Annotated in this window: 18 protein-coding genes; 8 read left to right on the top strand and 10 right to left on the bottom strand. The window is 63.0% G+C overall.

What is annotated here, in order from left to right; all coding sequences use genetic code 11:
* Positions 1-43: 43 nt before the first annotated feature.
* The 4 genes from P6U23_RS29645 to P6U23_RS29630 all read right to left on the bottom strand — a co-directional run bounded on the left by P6U23_RS29645 (position 44) and on the right by P6U23_RS29630 (position 5798).
* Positions 44-823, bottom strand: coding sequence for an enoyl-CoA hydratase-related protein (locus P6U23_RS29645; RefSeq protein WP_407175930.1), 780 nt, complete (start codon positions 821-823; stop codon positions 44-46).
* A 72-nt stretch (positions 824-895) separates the two neighbouring features.
* The gene (locus P6U23_RS29640; RefSeq protein WP_407175929.1) at positions 896-2476 is read right to left on the bottom strand and encodes a fatty acid--CoA ligase; all 1581 of its coding nucleotides are present in this window, start codon (positions 2474-2476) and stop codon (positions 896-898) included.
* A 1234-nt stretch (positions 2477-3710) separates the two neighbouring features.
* Entirely contained in the window at positions 3711-4829 is a 1119-nt protein-coding gene (locus tag P6U23_RS29635; protein WP_407175928.1) for an IS630 family transposase, read from the bottom strand.
* A gap of 96 nt (positions 4830-4925) precedes the next feature.
* The gene (locus tag P6U23_RS29630) at positions 4926-5798 is read right to left on the bottom strand and encodes an SDR family oxidoreductase (RefSeq protein WP_407175927.1); all 873 of its coding nucleotides are present in this window, start codon (positions 5796-5798) and stop codon (positions 4926-4928) included.
* Positions 5799-5902: 104 nt separating this feature from the next.
* On the opposite strand from P6U23_RS29630, the gene P6U23_RS29625 reads away from it, so the two are divergent.
* Both P6U23_RS29625 and ppc read left to right on the top strand, forming a co-directional pair.
* Positions 5903-6718, top strand: a complete 816-nt coding sequence (locus P6U23_RS29625) for a crotonase/enoyl-CoA hydratase family protein (protein WP_407175926.1) — start codon at positions 5903-5905, stop codon at positions 6716-6718.
* Between the two features lie 145 nt (positions 6719-6863).
* Positions 6864-9659 carry a phosphoenolpyruvate carboxylase gene (gene ppc / locus P6U23_RS29620; protein WP_407175925.1) on the top strand — a complete coding sequence of 932 codons (2796 nt, stop codon included), beginning with the start codon at positions 6864-6866 and terminating at the stop codon, positions 9657-9659.
* Between the two features lie 83 nt (positions 9660-9742).
* Here the strand turns inward: ppc and P6U23_RS29615 are convergent, their stop codons facing one another.
* The 6 genes from P6U23_RS29615 to P6U23_RS29590 all read right to left on the bottom strand — a co-directional run bounded on the left by P6U23_RS29615 (position 9743) and on the right by P6U23_RS29590 (position 16087).
* Positions 9743-10858 (bottom strand): SMP-30/gluconolactonase/LRE family protein, encoded by a 1116-nt coding sequence (locus P6U23_RS29615; protein WP_407175924.1) that lies wholly within the window; start codon positions 10856-10858, stop codon positions 9743-9745.
* A gap of 171 nt (positions 10859-11029) precedes the next feature.
* Positions 11030-12193: an SMP-30/gluconolactonase/LRE family protein gene (locus tag P6U23_RS29610; protein WP_407175923.1), complete on the bottom strand. Its 1164-nt coding sequence runs from the start codon at positions 12191-12193 to the stop codon at positions 11030-11032.
* 107 nt (positions 12194-12300) lie between these two features.
* The gene (locus tag P6U23_RS29605; protein ID WP_407175922.1) at positions 12301-13215 is read right to left on the bottom strand and encodes an SDR family oxidoreductase; all 915 of its coding nucleotides are present in this window, start codon (positions 13213-13215) and stop codon (positions 12301-12303) included.
* Between the two features lie 104 nt (positions 13216-13319).
* Positions 13320-14459, bottom strand: a complete 1140-nt coding sequence (locus P6U23_RS29600; protein ID WP_407175921.1) for a thiolase C-terminal domain-containing protein — start codon at positions 14457-14459, stop codon at positions 13320-13322.
* A 4-nt stretch (positions 14460-14463) separates the two neighbouring features.
* Positions 14464-14874 carry a Zn-ribbon domain-containing OB-fold protein gene (locus tag P6U23_RS29595; RefSeq protein WP_407175920.1) on the bottom strand — a complete coding sequence of 137 codons (411 nt, stop codon included), beginning with the start codon at positions 14872-14874 and terminating at the stop codon, positions 14464-14466.
* Between the two features lie 295 nt (positions 14875-15169).
* Complete coding sequence (locus tag P6U23_RS29590) at positions 15170-16087, bottom strand: LysR family transcriptional regulator (protein WP_407175919.1); 918 nt, start codon at positions 16085-16087, stop codon at positions 15170-15172.
* 103 nt (positions 16088-16190) lie between these two features.
* On the opposite strand from P6U23_RS29590, the gene P6U23_RS29585 reads away from it, so the two are divergent.
* The 6 genes from P6U23_RS29585 (at position 16191) to P6U23_RS29560 (ending at position 22280) form a co-directional block, all read left to right on the top strand.
* Positions 16191-17438 carry an ABC transporter substrate-binding protein gene (locus tag P6U23_RS29585; protein ID WP_407175918.1) on the top strand — a complete coding sequence of 416 codons (1248 nt, stop codon included), beginning with the start codon at positions 16191-16193 and terminating at the stop codon, positions 17436-17438.
* A 232-nt stretch (positions 17439-17670) separates the two neighbouring features.
* A complete protein-coding gene (locus tag P6U23_RS29580; RefSeq protein ID WP_407175917.1) occupies positions 17671-18597 on the top strand; it encodes a branched-chain amino acid ABC transporter permease in 927 nt (308 codons plus the stop codon).
* The gene (locus P6U23_RS29575; protein ID WP_407175916.1) at positions 18590-19510 is read left to right on the top strand and encodes a branched-chain amino acid ABC transporter permease; all 921 of its coding nucleotides are present in this window, start codon (positions 18590-18592) and stop codon (positions 19508-19510) included. Before P6U23_RS29580 ends, P6U23_RS29575 begins: the two co-directional genes overlap by 8 nt.
* Positions 19500-20231: an ABC transporter ATP-binding protein gene (locus P6U23_RS29570; protein ID WP_407175915.1), complete on the top strand. Its 732-nt coding sequence runs from the start codon at positions 19500-19502 to the stop codon at positions 20229-20231. The genes P6U23_RS29575 and P6U23_RS29570 overlap by 11 nt, the downstream gene beginning before the upstream one ends.
* Complete coding sequence (locus P6U23_RS29565) at positions 20221-20940, top strand: ABC transporter ATP-binding protein (RefSeq protein WP_407175914.1); 720 nt, start codon at positions 20221-20223, stop codon at positions 20938-20940. Before P6U23_RS29570 ends, P6U23_RS29565 begins: the two co-directional genes overlap by 11 nt.
* Positions 20940-22280 (top strand): acyclic terpene utilization AtuA family protein, encoded by a 1341-nt coding sequence (locus P6U23_RS29560; protein ID WP_407181628.1) that lies wholly within the window; start codon positions 20940-20942, stop codon positions 22278-22280. The genes P6U23_RS29565 and P6U23_RS29560 overlap by 1 nt, the downstream gene beginning before the upstream one ends.

Genomic DNA, 22280 nt, shown 5'->3' with positions numbered 1-22280 from the left:
GGGTTCGGTCCTGCGGACCGCCCCGGAATGACGAGGTTGGGGCTCACCGCCCCAGCCATTTCGGCGGCCGCTTCTCGGCGAACGCCTTCGGCCCTTCGATGTAATCCTGCGACTCCACCATCGCCTTCACGGCGGGGTACTCGCGCTGTTCGGCGATCGCCTGTTCCAGCGAGACCGCAAGGCCGCGCTGAATCGTCTGCTTCGACGCACGGATCGACATCGGCGAGTTCTTGCAGATCATCTCCGCCCAGCGCTCGGCGGCGGCCAGGGCCTCGCCCTGCGGCACCACCTCGTTGACGAAGCCGAGCTCGTGGCCCTCGCGCGCCGAGACGTGGCGCGCGGTCAGGATCATTCCCATCGCGCGCTTCAAGCCGATCTGCCGCGGCAACCGGTGCAGGCCGCCGGCGAGCGCCGCAAGTCCGACGCGCGGCTCGGGCAGGGCGAAAGTCGCGTTCTCGGAGGCGATGATGAGGTCGCAGGCAAGCGCGATCTCGAAGCCGCCGCCCATGGCGACGCCGTTCACGGCCGCGATGATCGGCTTGTCGCAGTCGAAGCGCGAGGTCAGTCCCGCAAAGCCGCCCTTGTCCCAGCCGCGCTTTCCGCCTGCCGCCTGCCATTTCAAGTCGTTGCCCGCGCAAAACGCCTTGTCGCCGGTGCCGGTGACGATCGCCACCCATTGCTCGGGATCGGCGGAGAAATCGTCGAACACCTTGTTGAGCTCGAAATGCGCCTCGATATGCAGCGCGTTGTACACCTCGGGCCGCGACAGCGTGACGATGGTGATCGGTCCCTTGCGCTCCACCTTCGAAAATCTCAGCTCCATGCTCGCTTCCTTTCTTTTTCTGTAGCGCGGAATGCTTGGCCAGATTCTAGCGCTTGGCGCGCGGTCTGAGGATCAATTCACCTGTCGGTCTTGCCCCGCCCAGTAGGGATCGCGCAAGTGCCGCCGCAAGATCTTGCCCGAGGGATTGCGCGGTAATGCCGCGATGAAGTCCACCGATTTGGGTGTCTTGTAGCCGGCAATGCGCTCACGCGTGAAATTGATGATGTCGGCAGCCGTCGCCGTCATGCCCGGCTTCAGCACCACGATGGCCTTCACCGCTTCACCCCACTTGTCATCGGGGATGCCGATCACGGCGGCTTCCGCTACATCAGGGTGATCGCAGATCGCGCTTTCCACCTCCGCGGGATAGATGTTCTCGCCGCCCGAGATGATCATGTCCTTGATGCGGTCGTGGATATAGAGATAGCCGTCCTCGTCCATGTAACCGGCATCTCCCGTCCGCAGCCAGCCGTCCATGTCGAGCGTTCTCGCGGTCGCCTCTGGCAAATTCCAGTAGCCGACCATGTTGGAGCCGGAGCGGGTGGCGATCTCGCCGACCTGGCGCGGCGGCAGGCGGTTGCCCTCGGCGTCCAGAATCGCAAGCTCGACGCCGGGCAGCGGTTTGCCCGCCGAACGCATCCGTTCCGATCCCTCGATGTGGTCTTCGGGCGGCAGCGCGACGATCGTGCCGGTGGTTTCGGTCATGCCATACATCTGCACGAAGCCGCATTTGAACACCTCGATGCACTCCTTCAGCAGCGCTGCCGGAATGGGCGAGGCGCCGTAGAGCATGTATTTCAGGCGTGAAAAATCCACGCTTCGCGCGCGGGGCTGGCGCACCACGAATTGCATGGCCGCCGGCACCATGAATATTTTCGTGATTCCGTCCCTCTCGAAGAAATCGAGCACCTTGGTCGGGTCGAACTCGCGCGCGATCACCGCCCGCGCGCCGTGATAAAGACCCATCACGCCCCAGCCCGAACCGCCGATGTGAAAGATCGGCATGGCCACCAGCGAGACGTCCTCGGTGGTCCATTTGTTCCAGTCCGGCCTTTCGGCTTCGCTGCCGGCGTTGACCAGGTTGAGAAAATTGGCGTGCGACAGCATCGCGCCTTTCGGCTTGCCCGTCGTGCCGGAGGTATAAAGCTGGATGGCGATATCCTTTGGCGTAATCTCGACGCCGGGATCGGCGCTGCTCTGCGCGTCCCGCCAGGTGGTAAAGTCAGGCCATTCCGGCGCGCCGCCTTCGGTGGCGATGATCGTCCGCACGGTCTTCAGCTCCGGCGCGATGTTGCGGACCAGCGTGATGAACTCGGGCCCGACGAACAGCACCGGCGCTTTGCAGTCTTCGACGATGAAGGCCACCTCGGGGCCGGCGAGCCGCCAGTTCACCGGCGCCATCACCACATTGGCCTTCATGGCGCCGAGCAGCAATTCGAAATAGATGTCGCTGTTCTTGCCGAGGTAGGCGATGCGTTCGCCGGGCCGGACGCGGAGCGCGCTCAGGGCGCGGGCAACACGGTTGGTCTTGCGGTCGAACTCGGCGAAGCTGGTCGTGCGACTTTCAAAGTCGAAAGCGGTGGCGTTGCCGCGGTTTTGGGCCTGCAGCCGCACCATCTCGGCCAGCGTCGCCGGCCGCTCGGCAATGGACATGTTTCCCCCGTATCGTTTTCTTTGCCGCGATAGTGACGTCACGCGGCAACAAAGACAATACGGGGAGGGGTCCCTTTCAGGCAGGTCGTCCCGGCTGCGACCCATAAGCACAAGCGGAAATGTTGCTGGAATGGCTCCCAGGCTTACAAACTCTGCTCTGTCGTGATGGATCGTTGGCCGGCGCTACCACCCACTATACGGCAGTCGTCCCAGCGAAAAGCCGGGACCCATAACCGCAGTAAGAAATGATCGCGAAAGACGCTGTCGGCGCAGCCGGTCACCAGTTGCTTGCGGGGCAAAGCTGAAATGGAATGGCTGGCGCGTCCGTGGAATAGGTCGAAGATGTGAAGGGTTTCGGATGCCGGCCGCAGAATGCGCGGCGTCGTCCTCAAGCGGCCGGCATCCGAAACCCTTCACATTTGCGTCATTCCACTCCTGGGCGGCAACCGTCCGGTTGAGGGAAACAGCGGATGTTGATGTCGATGCCTCAAGGCCTTCGGGCTTGTAAACGACACGACCTCATACGACTCGCAGAGTGATTTGCCCGGCGGGCTGCTTGCGCGAACTTCTGTCAAGCCTTTCGTTCGAAAATATTCTGCTTTTCCGAAATTCGGATTTGCCGTATCGTTCTTCCATCTCGCCTCGATGCAGAGGGACGTATCGCGGTCGTCACGAAACGTGAGGCGGGGATGCGGTGGCCGTGAATGCGCCGACAGACGAGCGGCATCATTTGCGGACGGCGAAGTCGCGTGGTCCTGGCGCGCCCATGCAGGCGCCAAATTGGCGACGATGCCTGGCGCATCGCGCTGATGACGGTGGCAAACGCTGGTTCACCGGGGAGAGCGCGTATAAGCCGTAAAGCCACCGCGCAGGGAAGGCCGGGCTGATCCCGCCTGTACCTGTGGTTGACGCGCGCTCGCGCAGATTTCTTTGCGCGGCGGCCCCGGGTGCAGCGGCCATCCGGTCTTCCCTGCGCCCTCTCGAAAGAGGGTGATGGACGATGCAAGGCTCGGGCGAAAGGCGCTGCGGGAATAAGGACCCATGTCTCTCACTCGTCACGCCCCGCGAACGCGGGGCATCCAACAACCCGTATCGCCCGTTGTGAGCCCACAATGCGCGCCACGGGTTATGTCATCGTCCGGCCAAGCCGGACGATGACAGCGGAGTGAGCGGCTGTCTGACAATGCTGTTTGAAATCGCAAGCAACCCCGGCGAAAGCCATGACCATGCTGAACTAGTGTCCCGAACCAGAAGTTCGCAACATCGCGTCGTGTTTTGCCGGGGCATTGTAACGGCAGAAGCGCTCGATGGAAGCAAGGATGTCATCGGCGGATTTGGTCCATCGGAACGGTTTGGGATCGGCGTTGTGTCGTTCGATGAACGAGGCGATGTCCGCCCTGAGGGCGGCGACGCTGCGATAGACCCCGCGCCTGATCTTCTTGTCGGTGAGGAGCGCGAAGAAGCGCTCGACCTGGTTGAGCCATGACGAACTGGTCGGGGTCAGGTGCACGTGCCAACGCGGTCTTTTGGCCAGCCATCTGCGGATCATTGGGGTCTTGTGCGTGACGTAATTGTCCATGACGAGATGGACGTCGAGTTCGCGCGGTACGGCAGCCTCGATCTCGTCGAGGAACTTGCGGAACTCGGCGGTACGGTGGCGCCCGTAGCACTTGCCGATGACCCGTCCGGTCGCAATATCGAGGGCGGCGAACAGCGATGTGGTGCCATGCCTTTTGTAGTCATGGCTCCTTCGGGCTGCCTGGCCGGGACGCATCGGCAGCATCGGCTGGCTGCGGTCCAGCGCCTGGATTTGAGACTTTTCATCCACACACAGAACGATGGCGTGCTCCGGCGGTGAGACGTAGAGGCCCACGACATCGCGCACTTTGGCCACGAAGTTCGGATCGGTCGAGAGCTTGAACGTCTCCATCCGGTGCGGCTGGAGCCCGAAGGCCCGCCAGATGCGTTGCACCGTCGACACCGATAGGCCGCTGGTCTTTGCCATGTCGCGGGAGCTCCAATGAGTGGCGTTCTCAGGGCAACTCTCCAACGTCCTCACGATCACGGCTTCGATGCGGGCATCGTCAATCGTGCGCGGCGCGCCGGAGCGCGGCTCGTCGTGCAGCCCGGCCGCGCGCTGCTCCATAAAACGCCGCCGCCACTTGCCTACGGTCTGCCGGTCCAGCCCCAGCTTGGCCGCCACTTCCTTGTTCTGGCCACCTTCTGCACAGGTCAGCACGATCCGGGCCCTCAGAGCCAGCGCCTGCGCCGTTTTCCGTCGCATCATCAGCGACGTCAGTTCGGCACGCTCATCATCGCTCAATATCAGGGGGGCAAGTTGCCGAACCGCCATTGGAGACTCCGCCGCTGTTTGCCTTCATTCTTGATTCTTGGCACAGCGACGCGAATCTACTGCGAATCTATGATTGCGAACTTGTGACTCGGGACACTAGCCCCTTTGCGCCTTGTCCTTTTCGTTCTGGGCCTTGATGGACTCCCGCGCCTTCGCCCAGTCGTCGTCGCTCCAGTCGCGGAGCTGATAGAAGTTGCCGCCCATGGCCAGCGCCTGGCCGCCGTCCATGGCGATGGTCTCGCCGTTGATCCAGTCGCAGCCGCCGGAGATCAGGAACACCGCGAGATTCTGCAACTCCTCCATGGTGCCGACCCGCCCCATCGGATTCATCGCCTTGGTGTGCGCGCCGGCATCATCGCCGGGCTTGATGCGCTTGCTCATGCCCTCGGTCGGGATCTCGCCGGGCGCGATGGTGTTGAGGCGGATGCCGTAGCGGCCCCATTCGGTGGCCAGCGACATGGTCATGGCATGAATGGCGGACTTGCTCATCGCCGACGGCACCACGTAAGGAGAGCCATTGCGCACCCAGGTCACCGTGATCGACACCACATTGCCGGGCAGTTTTGCCGCGATCCAGCGCCGCCCCACCGCATGGGTCACATAGAAGGTGCCGTGCATGACGATATTGGCGACCGCGTCGAAGCCGCGCGGGCTCAGCTCTTCGGTGCGTGAGATGAAATTGCCGGCCGCGTTGTTGATGAGGTCGGTGAGGGGACCTTCGTGAAAAATATTCTCCACCATCTCGTCGACCGCGAGCTGGTTGCGGATATCGACGCCATGGCTGGTGACCCGGCCGCCATAGAGGTCCATCAGTTCGGTTGCGGTCTCGTCGCAGACGATCTTGCGGCGGCCACAGATATGGACATCGGCGCCGAGCTGAAGAAACCGCGCGGCCATTGCCTTGCCAAGACCAGTCCCGCCACCCGTGACCAGGATGCGTCGGCCGAGGAGAAGATTGTCTTTGAACATGATGTCCGCCCGAGCGATCGCTTGTTGATTGCTCGATTGACTAAATCCGTCCGGCGCCGTTCTGTAAAGCGGCAAACAAACAACAATCTGTTCAGGAGAGCCCGATGGAGCAGCGCGTCTCGATTTCGATCGCCGACGGCGTCGCCGATGTCCGCCTGGTGCGCGCCGACAAGATGAACGCGCTGGATGCCGCCATGTTCGAGGCGCTGGTCGATGCAAGCGACAGGCTGAGCCGGGAGAAGGGACTGCGCGCCGTGGTGCTCTCCGGCGAGGGGCGGGCGTTCTGCGCCGGCCTCGACATGGGGCGCTTTGCGGCCATGAACGAAAATGGCGGGAACGGAATTCCGGGCGGCGAAAAACGCGACCTCACGCTTCGCACGCACGGACTTGCAAATTTTCCCCAGGCTGCCGTATGGGGCTGGCGCCAGCTCCCGGTACCGGTGATCGCCGCCGTCCATGGCGTCGCCTTCGGCGGCGGTTTTCAGCTCGCGCTCGGCGCCGACATCCGCCTTCTCGCGCCCGATGCGCGGATGTCGATCATGGAGATCAAATGGGGGCTGGTGCCTGACATGGCAGGCACGCCGATTCTCGCAAGCCTCGTGCGCGACGATATCCTGCGCGAGCTCACCTATACGGGGCGAATCTTTTCCGCTCAGGAAGCGTTGAGCTATGGCCTCGCAAGCCGGATCTGCGATAACCCGCGCGCGGCGGCATTGGAGATGGCGCGCGAGATCGCCGGCAAGAGTCCCGACGCCATCCGTGCCGCCAAGCGCATGCTAAGTAAGCTCTCGGTTGACCCGGGACCGGCGCTGCTTGCCGAATCCATCGAGCAGCAGAAGCTGATCGGCAGCCCCAATCAGACGGAAGCCGTCCGCGCCAATCTCGAAAAGCGTGCGCCGAAGTTCGTGGACCCGGATTGATGTTGTTGTCATTCCGGGGCGCCTCGAACAGGCCAATCCGGAATGACAGTGGCGAGAACCTCAGGCCGCCTCTTTCTTTATCTTGCGCTGCGTCAAAAAAATTGCAGACTCCGGGATTGCCGGGCAGTTGCTGGAGCCCTCGACCATGTTCCCCCAGACCATGCCTTCCGAGCTCGAACAGCGGGCCAACCGCGCCGATGAGGCGCAGGCGCTCGAGGAAGACGCCCGCTTGCGTAACGACATCCGGCTGTTGGGGCGCATCCTCGGCGATACCGTCCGCGACCAGGAGGGGGCCGAGGTGTTCGATCTGGTCGAGCGCATCCGGCAGACCTCGATCCGCTTCCACCGCGACGAGGATCGCGCGGCGCGGCGGGAGCTCGAATCCATCCTCGACAGCATGTCGACCTCCGAGACGGTGCGCATCGTCCGCGCCTTCAGTTATTTCTCCCACCTCGCCAACATCGCCGAGGACCAGAACAACATCCGCCAGATGCGCGCCCGCAGCAATGCCAGGGGCGCGCCGCGCGCAGGGGTCCTGGCCGAAACTCTGGAACATGCAAAGGCCGCCGGCTTTTCCGCACCCGACCTGCGCAAGTTCTTCAAGGACGCGCTGGTGAGCCCGGTGCTGACCGCGCACCCGACCGAGGTCCGCCGCAAGAGCACCATGGATCGCGAAATGGAGATCGCGATGCTGCTCGACCGGCGCGAGCGCGTGCAGCTCACGGCCGAAGAGGCCGAGGCGGGCGATGAGCAGTTGCGCCGCGCGGTTCTGACGCTGTGGCAGACCAACCTGTTGCGCCGGACCAAGCTGACCGTGCTGGACGAGGTCACCAATGGCCTCGCGTTCTATGACTATACCTTCCTGCACGAGGTGCCGCGGCTCATTTGCGCGCTGGAAGACCGGCTCGATGCGGACGACGAGGCCGCCGGCGAGATCGCCTCGTTCCTCAAGATGGGAAGCTGGATCGGCGGCGACCGCGACGGCAATCCCTTCGTCACCGCCGACGTGATGCGCGGCACGCTGCGCCTGCAGTCGAGCCGCATCATCCAATTCTATCTCGAAGAGCTGCACGCGCTCGGCGCGGAACTGTCCATTGCCGCGCATCTCGCCGATGTCTCGGAGGATTTGCGTGCGCTCGCCGAACGTTCGCCCGACACCTCGCCGCATCGCAGCGGCGAGCCCTACCGTCTCGCGGTGTCCGGCATCTATGCGCGTCTGACCGCAACCGCGCACAAGCTTGAGGTTGAGATCAGCCGCAAGCCGGTTGGCGAGGCCGCGCCGTATCGGACCGCCCAGGAGCTCAAGGCCGATCTCGACGTGCTGCACCGCTCGCTGCTCGCCAACAATGCGCGGGTGATCGCGCGCGGACGGTTGCGGCTGCTGCGCCGTGCCGTCGATTGTTTCGGCTTCCATCTGGCGCGGCTCGATATCCGCCAAAATTCGGCGGTGCACGAGCGCACGGTTGCCGAGTTGTTGGACGCGGCGACGCCGGGCATGTCCTATCTTGCGCTCACCGAGGACGCCCGGGTGGCGCTGCTCGCCAGCGAGCTGCGCAACACGCGGCCGCTGATCTCGAAATTCGTCAAATACAGCGAGGAGACGCTGAGTGAGCTGGCGGTGTTCCAGGCCGCGGCCGAAGCGCACGAGAAATTCGGCTCGGATGTCATTCCCCAGTGCATCATCTCCATGTGCAAGGGCATGTCCGACATGCTGGAGGTGGCGCTGCTCTTGAAGGAAGTCGGCCTGATCAATCCGTCGGGGCGCAGCGCCATCAACATCGTGCCGCTGTTCGAAACCATCGAGGATTTGCAGGCCTGCGCCGGCATCATGGACCGCATGCTGGCGCTGCACGATTACCGGCGCCTGGTGGACAGCCGCGGCGCGGTGCAGGAGGTGATGCTCGGCTATTCCGACAGCAACAAGGACGGCGGTTTTGTCACCTCAGGCTGGGAGCTTTACAAGGCCGAGATCGGATTGGTCGAAGTGTTCGAGCGTCACGGCGTCCGCCTTCGCCTCTTCCACGGCCGCGGCGGCTCGGTCGGCCGCGGCGGCGGGCCGAGCTATGATGCGATCATTGCCCAGCCGGGCGGGGCGGTGAACGGCCAGATCCGCATCACCGAGCAGGGCGAGATCATCTCGAGCAAATATTCCAATGCGGAAGTGGGGCGCAACAATCTGGAAATCCTCGCCGCCGCGACGCTCGAGGCGAGCCTGTTGCACCCGCGTCAGCATGCGCCCAAGCATGAATATCTCACCGCCATGGAGCGGCTGTCCGAACTCGCCTTCAAGGCCTATCGCGGCCTCGTCTACGAGACCGACGGCTTCGTCGATTATTTCTGGGCCTCCACCGTCATCAACGAGATCGCGACACTGAACATCGGCAGCCGCCCGGCGTCGCGCAAGAAGACGCGCGCGATCGAGGACCTGCGCGCGATCCCCTGGGTGTTTTCATGGGCGCAATGCCGCCTCATGCTTCCGGGCTGGTTCGGCTTTGGCAGCGCGGTCGAGACCTGGATCGAAGAGCATCCCGAGCAGGGCATGCCGTTCCTCAAGGAGCTGTATCAGGAGTGGCCGTTCTTCCGCATGCTGCTTTCGAACATGGATATGGTGCTGGCCAAAAGCTCGATCGCGATCGCCTCGCGCTATGCCGAGCTGGTGCCCGACGCGAACTTGCGCGAAAAGATCTTCGGCCGCATCCGGCGCGAATGGCATCTCTCGATCGAGACGCTGTTCGACATCACGGGGCATGACCGGCTGTTGCAGAGCAACCCGCTGCTGGAGCGCTCGGTGCGCCACCGTTTCCCCTATCTCGACCCGCTCAACCACGTGCAGGTTGAACTGTTGAAAGAGCACCGCGCGCAAAATCCCGATGAGCAGGTGCTGCGCGGCATCCAGCTCACCATCAACGGTATCTCGGCGGGGCTGAGGAATACGGGATAGCGAAGGACGATATCGCCCCATGCTCATTCCTCATGGCCGGGACAAACCCGGCCATGACGGTGAGAGTAGTGGCTGGTGCAAAATCAACAATTATGCGCGCCCTGTGTCTCCACATAGACGGCATAGAGCGATTGGCTCGCCGTCATGAACAGGCGGTTGCGCTTCTTGCCGCCGAAGCAGAGATTGGCGCAGGTTTCAGGCAGGATGATCTGGCCGATCCGGGCGCCGTCGTCGCCGGAAAAGACCTGCACGCCATCATAACCCGGACCGACCCAGCCCGCGCCGACCCAGACATTGCCATCGATATCGACCCGCAGGCCGTCGGGGAAGCCCGATTTGCCGTTCAGCGTCATGTCGATGAACTGGCGCGGATTTGAGAGCTTGTCGCCGTTGAGATCATAGACCCAAACGATGTTCTTGGCCTGCGGATAATGCGTCGTGCCGGTATCGCAGACATAGACCTTCTTGTAATCGTGGCTGAAGGCGATGCCGTTTGGCTTGAAGGGATCGTCGGCGACCTTGCTGAGCTGGCCGGTCTTCGCATCCAGCCGATACACTGCTTCCTTCTGATAGGGCTGCAGCGATCCCGTATTCGCCCTTTGTCCCTCGTAGGTGCTGAGCGCGCCGTAACCGGGGTCGGTGAACCAGATCGATCCGTCGTTGGGATGCACGACCATGTCGTTCGGGCCATTCAGCGGCTTGCCGCCCGCCTGCTCGGCGAGCGCTGTGACCGAGCCATTGTGCTCGTAGCGGACCAGCCGGGTACGCTCGGCCGTGATCTGCCGTCCCTCGAAATCGAAGGTGCTGCCATTGGCTTCGTTGGACGGCTTGTGGAACTGCTCGGAAATGTGGCCGTCATCGTCCAGGTAGCGAAGCTGGCGGTTCGCGGGGATGTCGCTCCAGACCAGATATTGGCCTTGTGCGTTCCAGGCCGGGCCTTCCGCCCAAAGGCAGCCCGTGTAAAGGCGTTTGATCGCGGTGTTGCCGACCTTGGCCTTGAAGCGCTTCGGATCGATCACGACGACATCGGGATCGGGATATCGCTCGGGCTCGGCGCTCCGGCCGTAGTCGCGTGCGGATGCCTCTGAGGCCATCGCACTCACGGTGGCCAACGTCGCCGCACCCTTCAGCAGGGTGCGGCGATTAAGATTGCCAGTCTTGTTCTCGTCATTGTCGGGAAAGGTCAGTGGAGCTGTCATTGTTTCCTCCAACGGTTTTTGTTGGAGGGAAAACATCCGCCCGCATTCCGGCATAAAGCGGGCGGATCAGGCCAAGCAACCAGAGATAGTTTGATCCACAGTCTCTTTTCGATCGAATCCTTTAACCCAACAATTGTGGGCGCTTTTGCGCTTTCACTTTCCCGGGGCCGGTTATGGCTTCATAGCGCCCTGCACGCTCGTGTAGACTGCGTACAGCGAGCTCGAGCCGCAGATGTAAAGCCTGTTTCGTTGCTGGCCGCCGAAACACAGATTGGCGACCGTTTCCGGGATGTGGATCTTGCCGAGCAGTTCACCCTCGGGGGTGTAGCAGCGCACGCCGTCCTCGTTCGGATCGCCCCAACCAACGGAGCACCAGATGCGGCCGGCGGTGTCAGCACGCATCCCATCGGTGATGCTGGGCTTGGGCATTTCCGCAAAGACTTTGCCGTTCGAAACTTTTCCAGTCCCGATATCCACGTCGAACACGCGGATGTGCGACGGGTTGTCCGGTCCGTCCGTAAAACCGGTGTCGATGACGTAGAGCTTCTTCTCGTCGGGCGAGAAGGTAATGCCATTGGGCTCTACGAAGTCGTCGACCACGACCTTGATCTCTCCGGATTTCGGATCGACCCGGTAGACATTGTGCTTTTCCTGCTCGGGCTCGGCCTTCACGCCCTCGTAAAAGCCGCCGATGCCATAGATCGGATCGGTAAACCAGATCGAACCATCGGAAGCGACGACCGCATCGTTCGGCGAGTTCAGTTTCTTGCCATTGTACTTGTCGGCAATGATCGTAATCGAGCCGTCAAGTTCAGTCCTGGTCACGCGCCGGCCGCTATGTTCGCAAGTAATCAGGCGTCCTTCTCGATCGATGGTGTTGCCGTTCGAGTTCATCGATGGCTGGCGGTATACGCTCAGGTGACCGTCATCTTCGGAAAAGCGCATGATGCGATTGTTGGGAATGTCGCTGAACAGCACGTAGCGCCCGGCTGCGAAGTAGACCGGCCCTTCGGCCCAGCGCATTCCCGTCGCAACGCGTTCAACCGCCATGGTGCCGGCGAAGGCCGGAAAGCCGGAAGGTCCGAATGTGGCCTTGGGATGGGCAGACTCCAGGTGGGAATCCGGATAGCGACTCCCGGGAAGCGGGCCCAAGGGCAGCGGCGCGGTTGATCGTGTCGGAGTGCCGGTTTGGCCAAGTGGCGCCACCGTTGCGGCAGCGGCCGTCTCCATGGTCACGGCCGTCGCCAGTGCTCCCGCCGCGCCCCTCAGCAGAGTGCGGCGGTTGAGGTTACCGGCTTTTGCATTGTTGTCGGAAAAGGTCAGTGGAGTTGTCATGATTCCCTCCCAAATTTTTTGTTGGAAGGAAACCATCTGCCCGCATTCCGGCATAAAGCAGGCAGAATCCGAATTGCAATCTCAGGTAGTGTCGTTCGCGGAGCCGCTCAAATCGGATCCCAGCTAAAGACATCCGCCGAGCGGTCGAGCTTGTAGAACGAAGCTTTCAGCGCCGGCATCGCATGCTCGGCGACCGTCTGCGGCGTCCAGCCTTCGCTGCGCTGCACCGAGCGCAACGGACGCGACTGGCCCATCAGGAAGATCTCGTTCATGCGCACCGCAAAAATCTGGCCGGTCACGTCCTTGGCCGCATCGCTGAGCAGATAGGACACAACGGGGGCGATCTTTTCGGGGCCCATCTGTTGAATCTTGGCCACGCGCGCCTTCTCGGCTTCGGTCTCGGTCGGGATGGTCCCGATCATCCGGCTCCAGGCGAACGGGGAGACGCAGTTGGAGCGCACATTGAAGCGCTGCATATCGAGCGCGATCGATTTCGATAAGCCGACGATGCCGAGCTTGGCCGCCGCGTAGTTGGCCTGGCCGAAATTGCCGACCAGACCAGACGTCGAGGTGAAGTGGACGAAGGCGCCGCTCTCCTGTTCCCGGAACAGCCGGGCCGCCGCATGCGAGACGTAAAAGGAGCCCATCAGGTGCACCTTGATCACCGCCTCGAACGCTTCCACGCTCATTTTGTGAAAGATCATGTCACGGAGGATGCCGGCGTTGTTGACGACCCCGTCGAGTCGGCCGAAGTGATCGGTCGCGGCCTTGACGATACGGCTTGCGGGGATGGCTTCCGCGACACTTTCGAAATTCGCGACCGCCGTGCCGCCGCGCTTCTTGATCTCCTCGACCACCTCCTCGGCCGGCGCCGCGCTCGCGCCGGAGCCGTCGGAGGCAACGCCGGGGTCGTTCACCACGACCTTGGCGCCTTCCGCCGCGCACAGCAGCGCGATCTCGCGCCCGATGCCGCGACCGGCCCCGGTGACGACGATAACTTTGTCCTGCAGTGATTTTGTCATGATGTCTCCTTCATTTGTCATTCCGGGGCGATGCGCAGCATCGAACCCGGAATCTCGAAATTCCGGATCTGCGCCTTCGGCGTATCCCGGAATGACGAGAGTTGCTAACGTTCGTTCGTGAAAATGATCGTGCCTGATGCGGCAAACATCCCGCCGACGCCATGGCACACCGAGATCTTCGCGCCTGGCACCTGTGCCGGCGCGATGCCGCGCATCTGGCGCACGCTTTCCTGCAGCGCATACATGCCGTACATGCCCGAATGCATGTAGGAGAGGCCGCCGCCATTGGTATTGAGCGGCAGCTTGCCACCGGGGCGCGTGTTGCCCTCGGCGATGAATTTCCCGGTCTCCTCATACGGCATGAAGCCGAGATCGCCGAGCCCGTAAAGCGGCAGATGCGCGAAGGCGTCGTAGATCATGAGGTGATCGACATCCTTGTGCGCGATGCCGGCTTCCTGAAAGGCCAGCGGCCCCGCCACCTTGAAGGCACGCGAGGAATTGAACGTCTCCATCTGGCTGACCATCGGCGTCTCTACGCTCTCGCCGGTGCCGAGGATGTAGACCGGCTTATGCGGGAAATCCTTGGCGCGGTCGGCGGAGGTCAGGATCAAGGCGCCGCCGCCGTCGGTGACGAGACAGCACTGCAGCAGCCGGAACGGATAGGCGATCATCCGCGAGTTGAGCACATCTGCAACCGTGATCGGCTCCTTCATGGTCGCGCGCGGGTTTTTCGCCGCCCATTCGCGCTGCACCACCGCGACCATGGCGAGCTGCTCATGGGTGATGCCGTAGGTCTTCATGAATCGCAGCACGGGGATGGGAAACATGCTGGCCGGCGTGGTGACGCCGTAAGGCAGTTCGAATTGCCCGTTCAGGCTGTCGGGTCCGACCAGGCGCGGCGTGCGGCCGATGTTGGACTTGCCGCTTTCGGCATGGGTGATCAGCACGGTCTTGCAGAGGCCGGCTTCGATCGCGGCCGCGGCGTGGCGGACGTGCAGCATGAAGGAGCAGCCGCCGACCGAAGTGCCGTCGACCCAGGTCGGGGTGATGCCAAGATAATGGCAGATCTGCTGCGGTGTCTCCACCGCGGTGGCAAAGCCGTCGATGTCGGAGAGCTTGAGCCCCGCATCCTTGATGGCGTTCAGTGCCGCGTCCGCGTGCAACTGGATCTGCGACATGTGGGGAATGACGCCAAGCTCGGTGGTCTCGGCGGCGCCGACGACGGCGACCTGGTTTCTACGCATCGGCTTACCCCTTCGCTGGACGAAACAGCGGAAGGGTGATCTGCTCGTCGAGCTTTTCGAACTTGACCTCGACGGGCATATCGAGCGTGAGCGCTTCCGGCGTTTGCGGACAATCGACGATGTTGGTCATCAGTCGCGGACCTTCATCGAGCTCCACCACCGCAATGGAATAGGGCGGGGTGAAGCCGGGCGCCGGCCGGTGATGAATGATGTAGCTGTAGAGCTTGCCTTTGCCGCTCGCCTTGAAGACTGAGACCTCGCGCGAGCCGCAGGCGGGACAGAACGGCCGCGGCGGAAAATAGGTCTTCGCGCAAGCCTCGCAGCGCTGCAGGCGAAGCTCGCCCGCTCGCGTGCCGTCCCAGAAATGCTGTGTCTCCGGAGTCGGTTTCGGTCGCGCCCGCGCTGCCTCGGCCATGTCGGCAATTCCTCCATCGAGATCGTTGCGATCTTGATGCGCCAATTGAGGACCTGCCGTCAACGGCGAGGCAGCTATGCGCGTGCGCGCTTTACGTATTCCACGGCGCGCAAAATCTGCGCTGGAGCCGCCGCCGAGCTCAGCGAATCGAGTGGTCGCGCGCCCACGCTCAGGCGTCATTGCGAGCGCAAGCGAAGCAATCCAGACTTTCTCCGCGGATGCGGATTGCTTCGTCGCTTTCGCTCCTCGCAATGACCGGTTAGTCGAAGACGCTCGTCCGGCTCTGCAACGTGATCTAGCGATCGTCATCGTCCCGCTTCAGAAAGCTGACGCGCTCGCGCGAGAGGTGATCGGCAAAGGCCTTGCTCAACGGCGGCAGCGTGCGGTTCTTCCTTTTGATCAGCCAAACCGGCCGCGAAAAATTGGGGTCGCTGATATGTCGAGCCCGCAAGGTCGGCTCGGCCGCGATCTCGCGCGCGGAAGCCGGCAACAGTGTGATGCCGATGCCGGCGCGCACCATGCCGAGCGCCGTCATCATCTGGGTGGTTTCCGTCACCGGCGTCGGCATCAGCTTCGCCTTTCGGAAGGCGTTGTCCGTCACCGCACGCACACTGGTGCGGCTGTCCATCATCACGATCGGAAACTGCGCCAGGCGCTCGGCTGTGATGCGGGAAAATCGATCGATCGGGTGGCCCTTGGGATAGATGACCCTGATCTCGTCGCTCGCCCTGAACAGAACCTCGATGTCCGGAAAATCGACATTGCCGCCGGTGAGCCCTAGATCGACTTCGTCGGAGCGGACGAGGCCAAGCACCGCGCTTGCGATGACGTCCTTCACGGCAAAGGACGCGCCGGGGTTCTGCTTCCTGAAGTGCCTGATCGAATCAGGCAACAGGCTCGCGGCAAAGGACGGCAGCGCGGCAATCCGCACGAGGCCAAGCTGCGCGGTGGACACGTGCTTCACGTCCAGCAGCACGGAATCGAGATCCTGCAGCGTCCGCTCGAAGGAGGGAAGCAGGTCGCGGCCGACGCGCGTCAGGTTCACCGACCTCGGATTGCGATCGAAGAGCTTGAGCTGCAGCGCTTCTTCAAGCCGCCTGATCTGCACCGTGAGCGTCGGCTGGGATACGTGAAGGAATTCGGCGGCGCGCGTAAAACTTCCGAGCTTGGCGACGGCGACGAAGGAGCGCATTTGCCGCAGGCTGATGTCCATAGATAAATCGTATGGCTGAGATTGAATTATTTCAATCCTCGTATAGTTGATTTGTCCGCGCGGACGCGCCAAAAGGGACCGACAACACTGGTGAGGAAACGTAATGTTCAAGAACAGTTTGGCCGCGCTGGCCGCGGCCGCGCTGCTGGCCGGACCGGCCTTTGCGGCGGACGCGCCGGCCGAGATCAAGATCGGCACCCTGTATGCCTCCTCGGGCCGCTATGCCTCGATCTCGATGCCGGTCTATAGCGCGCTGAAGCTCTGGGCCGATCAGAAGAACGCCGAGGGCGGTGTCTTTGTAAAGGCGTTCGACAAGAAGCTGCCGGTCAAGCTCATCTCCTACGACGACCAGAGCAACACCGCGACCGCCTCGACGCTCTACAATCAGCTCATCACCCAGGACAAGGTGGATCTCCTGGTCGCCGATTCCGGCTCGGTGCTGACCGCGCCTGCCGTGGCGATCGCGCGCGACCACAAGATGTTCCTGTTCGACCAGACCGGTACCGGCGCAAGCTTCTTTTCCAAGGACAATCCTTACATTGCACTGATGGCCGACCCGGTGTCGACCGTCTGGCCGAAGCCGGTTGCCGACTTCATCACCCATGACGGTCCCGGCCTCGGCATCAAGAAGATCGCCATTCTTTACGCCACCAACGAGTTCACGGGCACGCAGGCCAACGCGTTCCGCAAGTTCGTGAAGGATTCCGGCGCGCCGATCGAGATCGTCTATGATCAGGGTGTGCCGACCGAGACCACGAACTACACGGTCATCATCAACAACATCAACAACGCCAATCCGGATGCCGTGATCCACTTCGGCTACGCGCCGAACGACATTGCCCTCCTGCGCAACGTCCAGGACGTCGGCATCAAGTTCAAGATGCTGTTCGCGATCTATGCCGGGCTCGAGACCGGGCTTTTGGAGAAGAACATCGGCGCCAAGGGACTTGAGCACATCTGGACCTATGTGCCGCCGTCGGAATTGGAATATCCAGTCAATTTCGGCATGCCGATGAAAGACTATAAGGCCGCCTGGGACAAGAAATATCCTGACGGCAAGATCGAGTTCGGCTTCAATGCTGTGGCGGGCTACACCACCGGGCTCGTGATCGAAAAGACGCTGTCGGTCGCGACCTCGCTCGATCAGATGGAGCTGCGGCGCGCCGTGTTCAGCCTCTCCGGCCAGCTCAAGACCCTGGACGGCACCTTCGCGCTCGACGAGACGGGCGGACAGATCGGCGAATTGACGCCGCTCGGTCAGCTCGCGCTCGACGATCACGGCCATATCAAGTTCGTTTCGATCTATCCGCACGAGACCGCGACCGGCAAACCGGTCTATCCAGCTCCGTGAGGCGGGTGCGGGTGAACAAGAAGGGACGTCTGCGGAGGGCGCAATGACTGGACTTAGACGAGATGGGCTCTCCATCCCCGTCACCCTGAGTAGGCCGCAACGCGGCCGTCTCGAAGGGCGACGGCCTGGCTCTCGCAGCGGGGGCCGTTCACTCTTCGAAGCTCGCTTTCGCGAGCGCCTCAGGATGACGGTGCGGGATGGGTACCTGGCCAGACAGCGGTACTGATCCAGCATGTTAACTTACGCGCTGGTCGCCGGCGTCCTGTTCGGTCTCTATTTCAGCCTGGTCGGTATCGGCCTCAATCTCGTGTTCGGCGTCATGCGCATCGTCAACCTTGCGCATGGCGACGTGCTGATGCTGGGCGCCTTCATTGCGCTCGGGGTGGTGACGCTCGCCGGCATCGATCCGCTGTTCGCGGTGCCGCTTGCGTTCATCGTCTTCCTGCTGGCCGGTCTGTTGCTCTATTGGGTGCTGGTGCCCAGGCTGCAGGGCTCGGTCAATCCGGAGATGCTCTCGATCATCCTGTTCTTCGGCCTGTCGCAGGTGATCGAAGCCATCACGACGATCTTCGCCGGCACCAGCGAGCGCTCGATCCAGAGCCGGCTGCTCGGCACGGTGTTTTCGACCATCAAGGTGAAGTGGTTTGGCGGCAAACCGGGCGCGGCCGGGCCGGTGCAGATTCTGGGCCAAGGATTTCCGGCGCCCTGGGTGATCGCGGCGGTGACCAGCCTCATCGCGATCGGCCTGGTCTATCTCTATCTCTACCGTAGCCGGCTCGGCACGCTGACGCGCGCGGTGATGTCGCGGCGAGATGAGGCGCTTGCGACCGGCATCGACGTCGATCGCGTCTCGGCGGCCGCCTTCGGCATAGGCCTCGGCCTTGCCGCGGTGGCCGGCGTGTTCGCGCCCTTCATGTTCGGGTCGGTAACGCCGGCCTTCGGTGCCGATGCCACCGTCACCTCCTTCGCGATCGTGGTGCTGGGCTCGCTCGGCAATCCGCTCGGCACCGCGCTCGGTGGTGTCGTCTATGGCGTCTGCTACATGCTGGTGCAGACCTATCTTTCCTCCTGGGCCGATCTCTTGCCTTACGTTCTGTTGATCCTGATCCTGCTATTGCGTCCGAGCGGGCTGCTCGGAAGGCAGGTGCGCGTTGCCTAGCGCTCTCAAGCATACGCTCTTCATTCTCGCGCCGCTGGTGATCGTCTTGGCGGTGCTGCCGGGCGTGTATCAAAACCATCTCCTGCTGTTCAATTTCGTGATCTTCCTGATCCTCGCGCAGGGCGTGAACATCATCTACGGCTTCACCGGCTATCTTCCGTTCGGCTATGTCGGCTTTTTCGGCGCGGGCGCCTATGGCTTTGCCATCATGGTGATGCATCTGCAGGCGCCGGCGCTGCTCGCGGTGCTGGCCGCGGGCGTGGTCGGCATCCTGCTCGGGCTGTTGCTGACGCCGCTGTTGCGACTGTCGGGCGCCTATTTCGCCATCGCCAACCTCGCGGCATCTCTTGCGGTGTTGCACCTGGTCGCCAATCCGGCGCTGGAGAGCATCACCAAGGGGCCGTATGGCGTATCGCTGACCGGCACCTTCAATCCCAATTCAGCCTATATGGCCGCACTCGTCGTGCTCGCGCTGACCGTGGCCGCCGTCGTGTATCTGAAAAACTCCAGCTTCGGGCTCGCCCTGCAGGCGGTGCGGGAGGATTCGGTGAGCGCCGCCATGGCGGGCGTCAACGTCGTGAAGATGCGCGTCGTTGCCTGGCTGGCATCGGCGCTGGTCGCCGGGCTCGCCGGCGGCATCTACGCCTGGTACGTCTCGGTGTTCTATCCCGACAACGTCTTCTCCGGCGAGTTCAGCATTTTTGCGATCGTGTTCGCGCTGTTCGGCGGCGTCGCCACCATCACCGGGCCGATCGTCGGCGTCATCATTCTCTATGGCATCTACAACCTGATCGGCTTCACCACGCCGCAATATTTCCAGCTCATCTATGGCCTCCTGATCATGGGCCTGGTGTTGTTCCTGCCGGCAGGCCTGGTGTCGCTGGCGACGCGGAGGGGATGGCATGTCCCCTAGGCCAAAGCCCATTCTCAACGTCGCAAAGCTCGTGAAGCGCTTTGGCGGCTTCCACGCGCTCGACGGGCTGAGCTTCCACGTCGTTCCCGGCGAGATCCTGGGACTGGTCGGTCCCAACGGCTCCGGCAAGACCACCGCCATCAACGTGATCTCCGGCCTCTATGCGCCCGATGGCGGCGAGGTGACACTGGATGGCCAGCCGATCGGCGGCATCGCCTCGCATAAGCTGGTGCACCGCGGCATCAACCGCACCTTCCAGGTCCCAAAGCCCTTCATGTCGCTCACGGTGCGCGAGAATGTCCAGGTCGCGCTCAGCCACGGGCGCCCGGCGGTGGCGCCGCCGAGCGTTGCCGATCTGCTCGACGAATATCGCCTGACCGAACTCGCCGACCGTCCGGCGTCCGAGCTCAACAGCGCGCAGCAGAAGATGCTGGATCTGACCCGCGCGCTCGCCACCCGCCCGCGGCTGCTCCTGCTCGACGAGCTCGCCGCCGGGCTCAATCCGGCGGAGCTCGACTGGATCGCCGGGCACATCAAGGCGCTGGCCGCAAGCGGCATGGCGATCATCGTGGTCGAGCACTTGATGGGCTTTATCGAGCACATCACCGATCGCGTCATCGTCTTGAACGCCGGCAAGGAGATTTTCGAGGGCAAGTTGGCCGCCGCCGTGCAGGAGCCGCAGGTGATCGAGGTGTTCCTGGGAGGCGAGCATGCCGCCTGAGGCCGCGCCGCTGTTGAACGCTGCCGGCATCGAGGCCGGCTATGGCAGCATGCAGGTGTTGTGGGGCGTCGATCTCGACGTGCGGCCCGGCGAGACCGTGCTGCTGCTGGGCGCCAACGGCGCCGGCAAGACCACCTTCCTGAAATCCCTGGTTGGCCTGGTCGAAGCGCGCCGCGGCACCATCCAGCTCGCCGGCGACGACATCACCCATATGCGCTCCAGCGACCGCATGCGGCGCGGCATGACCTACATGTCGGAGCTTGCGGTGTTTCCCGATCTCACCATCGAGGAAAATATCCGCATCGGCGCGCAGGCGCTCGGCCACGCCGATCCGGGCCGTCGGATGGAGGAGCTCTACCAGCTCTTTCCGGTCTTGCGCGACAAGCGCCGCGCGCTGGCTTCGAGTCTCTCCGGCGGCCAGCGGAAGATGCTCGGCATCGCCAAGGCGCTCTCCGCCGAGCCCAAGCTCCTTGTGATGGACGAGCCCTCGGCAGGGCTCTCGCCGTTATTCGTCAAGGAAGTCATCCGCGTCCTCAGCGGTCTGCAGGGACGGGGACTGGCGCTCTTGATCGCCGAGCAGAATATCAGTTTCCTGGAAGTCGCGACGCGGGTGTTCGTGCTGGAAGGCGGACGCATCCGCTTCTCCGGCACGGTGGTCGAGATGAGCGGCAATGAGGCCCTGCACCGCGCCTATTTCGGGCTGAAATGATGCGGACCATCAGAATAGGTTCCGGCGCTGGCTATTCGGGCGACCGTATCGAGCCGGCGGTCGAGCTCGCCGAAAGGGGCGATATCGACTATCTTGTGTTCGAATGCCTGGGCGAGCGCACGGTGGCGCTGGCGCAGCAGGCGCGCCTGAAGAATCCGGACCTCGGCTACGATCCTCTTCTGGAAGAGCGGATGCGCGCCGTGCTGCCGCTATGCGCCGCCAAAGCCATCAAGATCGTCACCAATATGGGCGCCGCCAATCCGGAAGCGGCGGCGAAGAAGACCGCGGAGATCGCGCGTTCGCTCGGGTTCTCGTCGCTGAAGATCGCGGCGATCATCGGAGATGACGTGCTGGATGCCTGCAGCCGAGGTGATCTGCCAATCCTGGAATTTGCCGGCACCATCAAGCAGCTCGGCAACCGCGTCATCTCCGCCAACGCCTATCTCGGCGCCGAGCCGATCGCGAACGCGCTCTCGGCCGGCGCAGATATCGTGATCACCGGCCGCGCCTCCGATCCCGCGCTTTTCCTGGCGCCGATGATCCACGCCTTCGGCTGGGCCATGGACGACTGGACTCTTCTGGGCAAGGGCACGGTCGCCGGACATTTGCTGGAGTGCGCCGGACAGATCACCGGCGGCTATTTTGCCGATCCGCCCTACAAGGACGTCGCCGGCCTCGCGCGGCTCGGCTTTCCGATCGGCGAGGTCGGCGAGGACGGCGCGCTTGTCGTCACCAAGGTCGCGGGCTCGGGCGGCGCCGTCACCGCACGGACCTGCAAGGAGCAGTTGCTATACGAGGTGCACGATCCCACGCGATACATCCAGCCCGACGTGGTGGCGGATTTCTCGCAAGTCGAGGTCGAGGAGATCGGGCCGGATCGCGTCCGCATCACCGGCGGGCGCGGCACGGAGCCGACCGGTACGCTCAAGGTCTCGGTCGGCTATATCGACAGTTTCATCGGCGAGGGACAGATCTCCTATGCAGGCCCCGGAGCATTGGCGCGCGGGCGGCTGGCGCTCGACATCGTCCGCGAGCGGCTGAAGCTGACGCGTGTTGCCGCGAGCGAATTGCGCTTCGACCTGATCGGCATGGACTCGCTACACGGGCCGCAAGTCTCCGTGCATCCCAACGAGCCCTATGAGGTGCGCATCCGCGTCACCGGCCGCACCGAAAATCTGCGCGAAGCCGTCAGGATCGGCAACGAGGTCGAAACGCTGTATACCAACGGTCCCGCCGGCGGCGGTGGCGCCTGGAAATCCGCCCGCGAGGTGGTGGCGGTCGCCTCCGTCCTGCTGCCGCGCGAACTGGCAAAACCGCAAGTGCGCTTTGTCGAGGTGTAA

The organism is Bradyrhizobium sp. STM 3562 (assembly GCF_045571435.1).
GTDB lineage: Bacteria > Pseudomonadota > Alphaproteobacteria > Rhizobiales > Xanthobacteraceae > Bradyrhizobium.
This window is presented reverse-complemented; position numbering and strand designations above follow the sequence as displayed.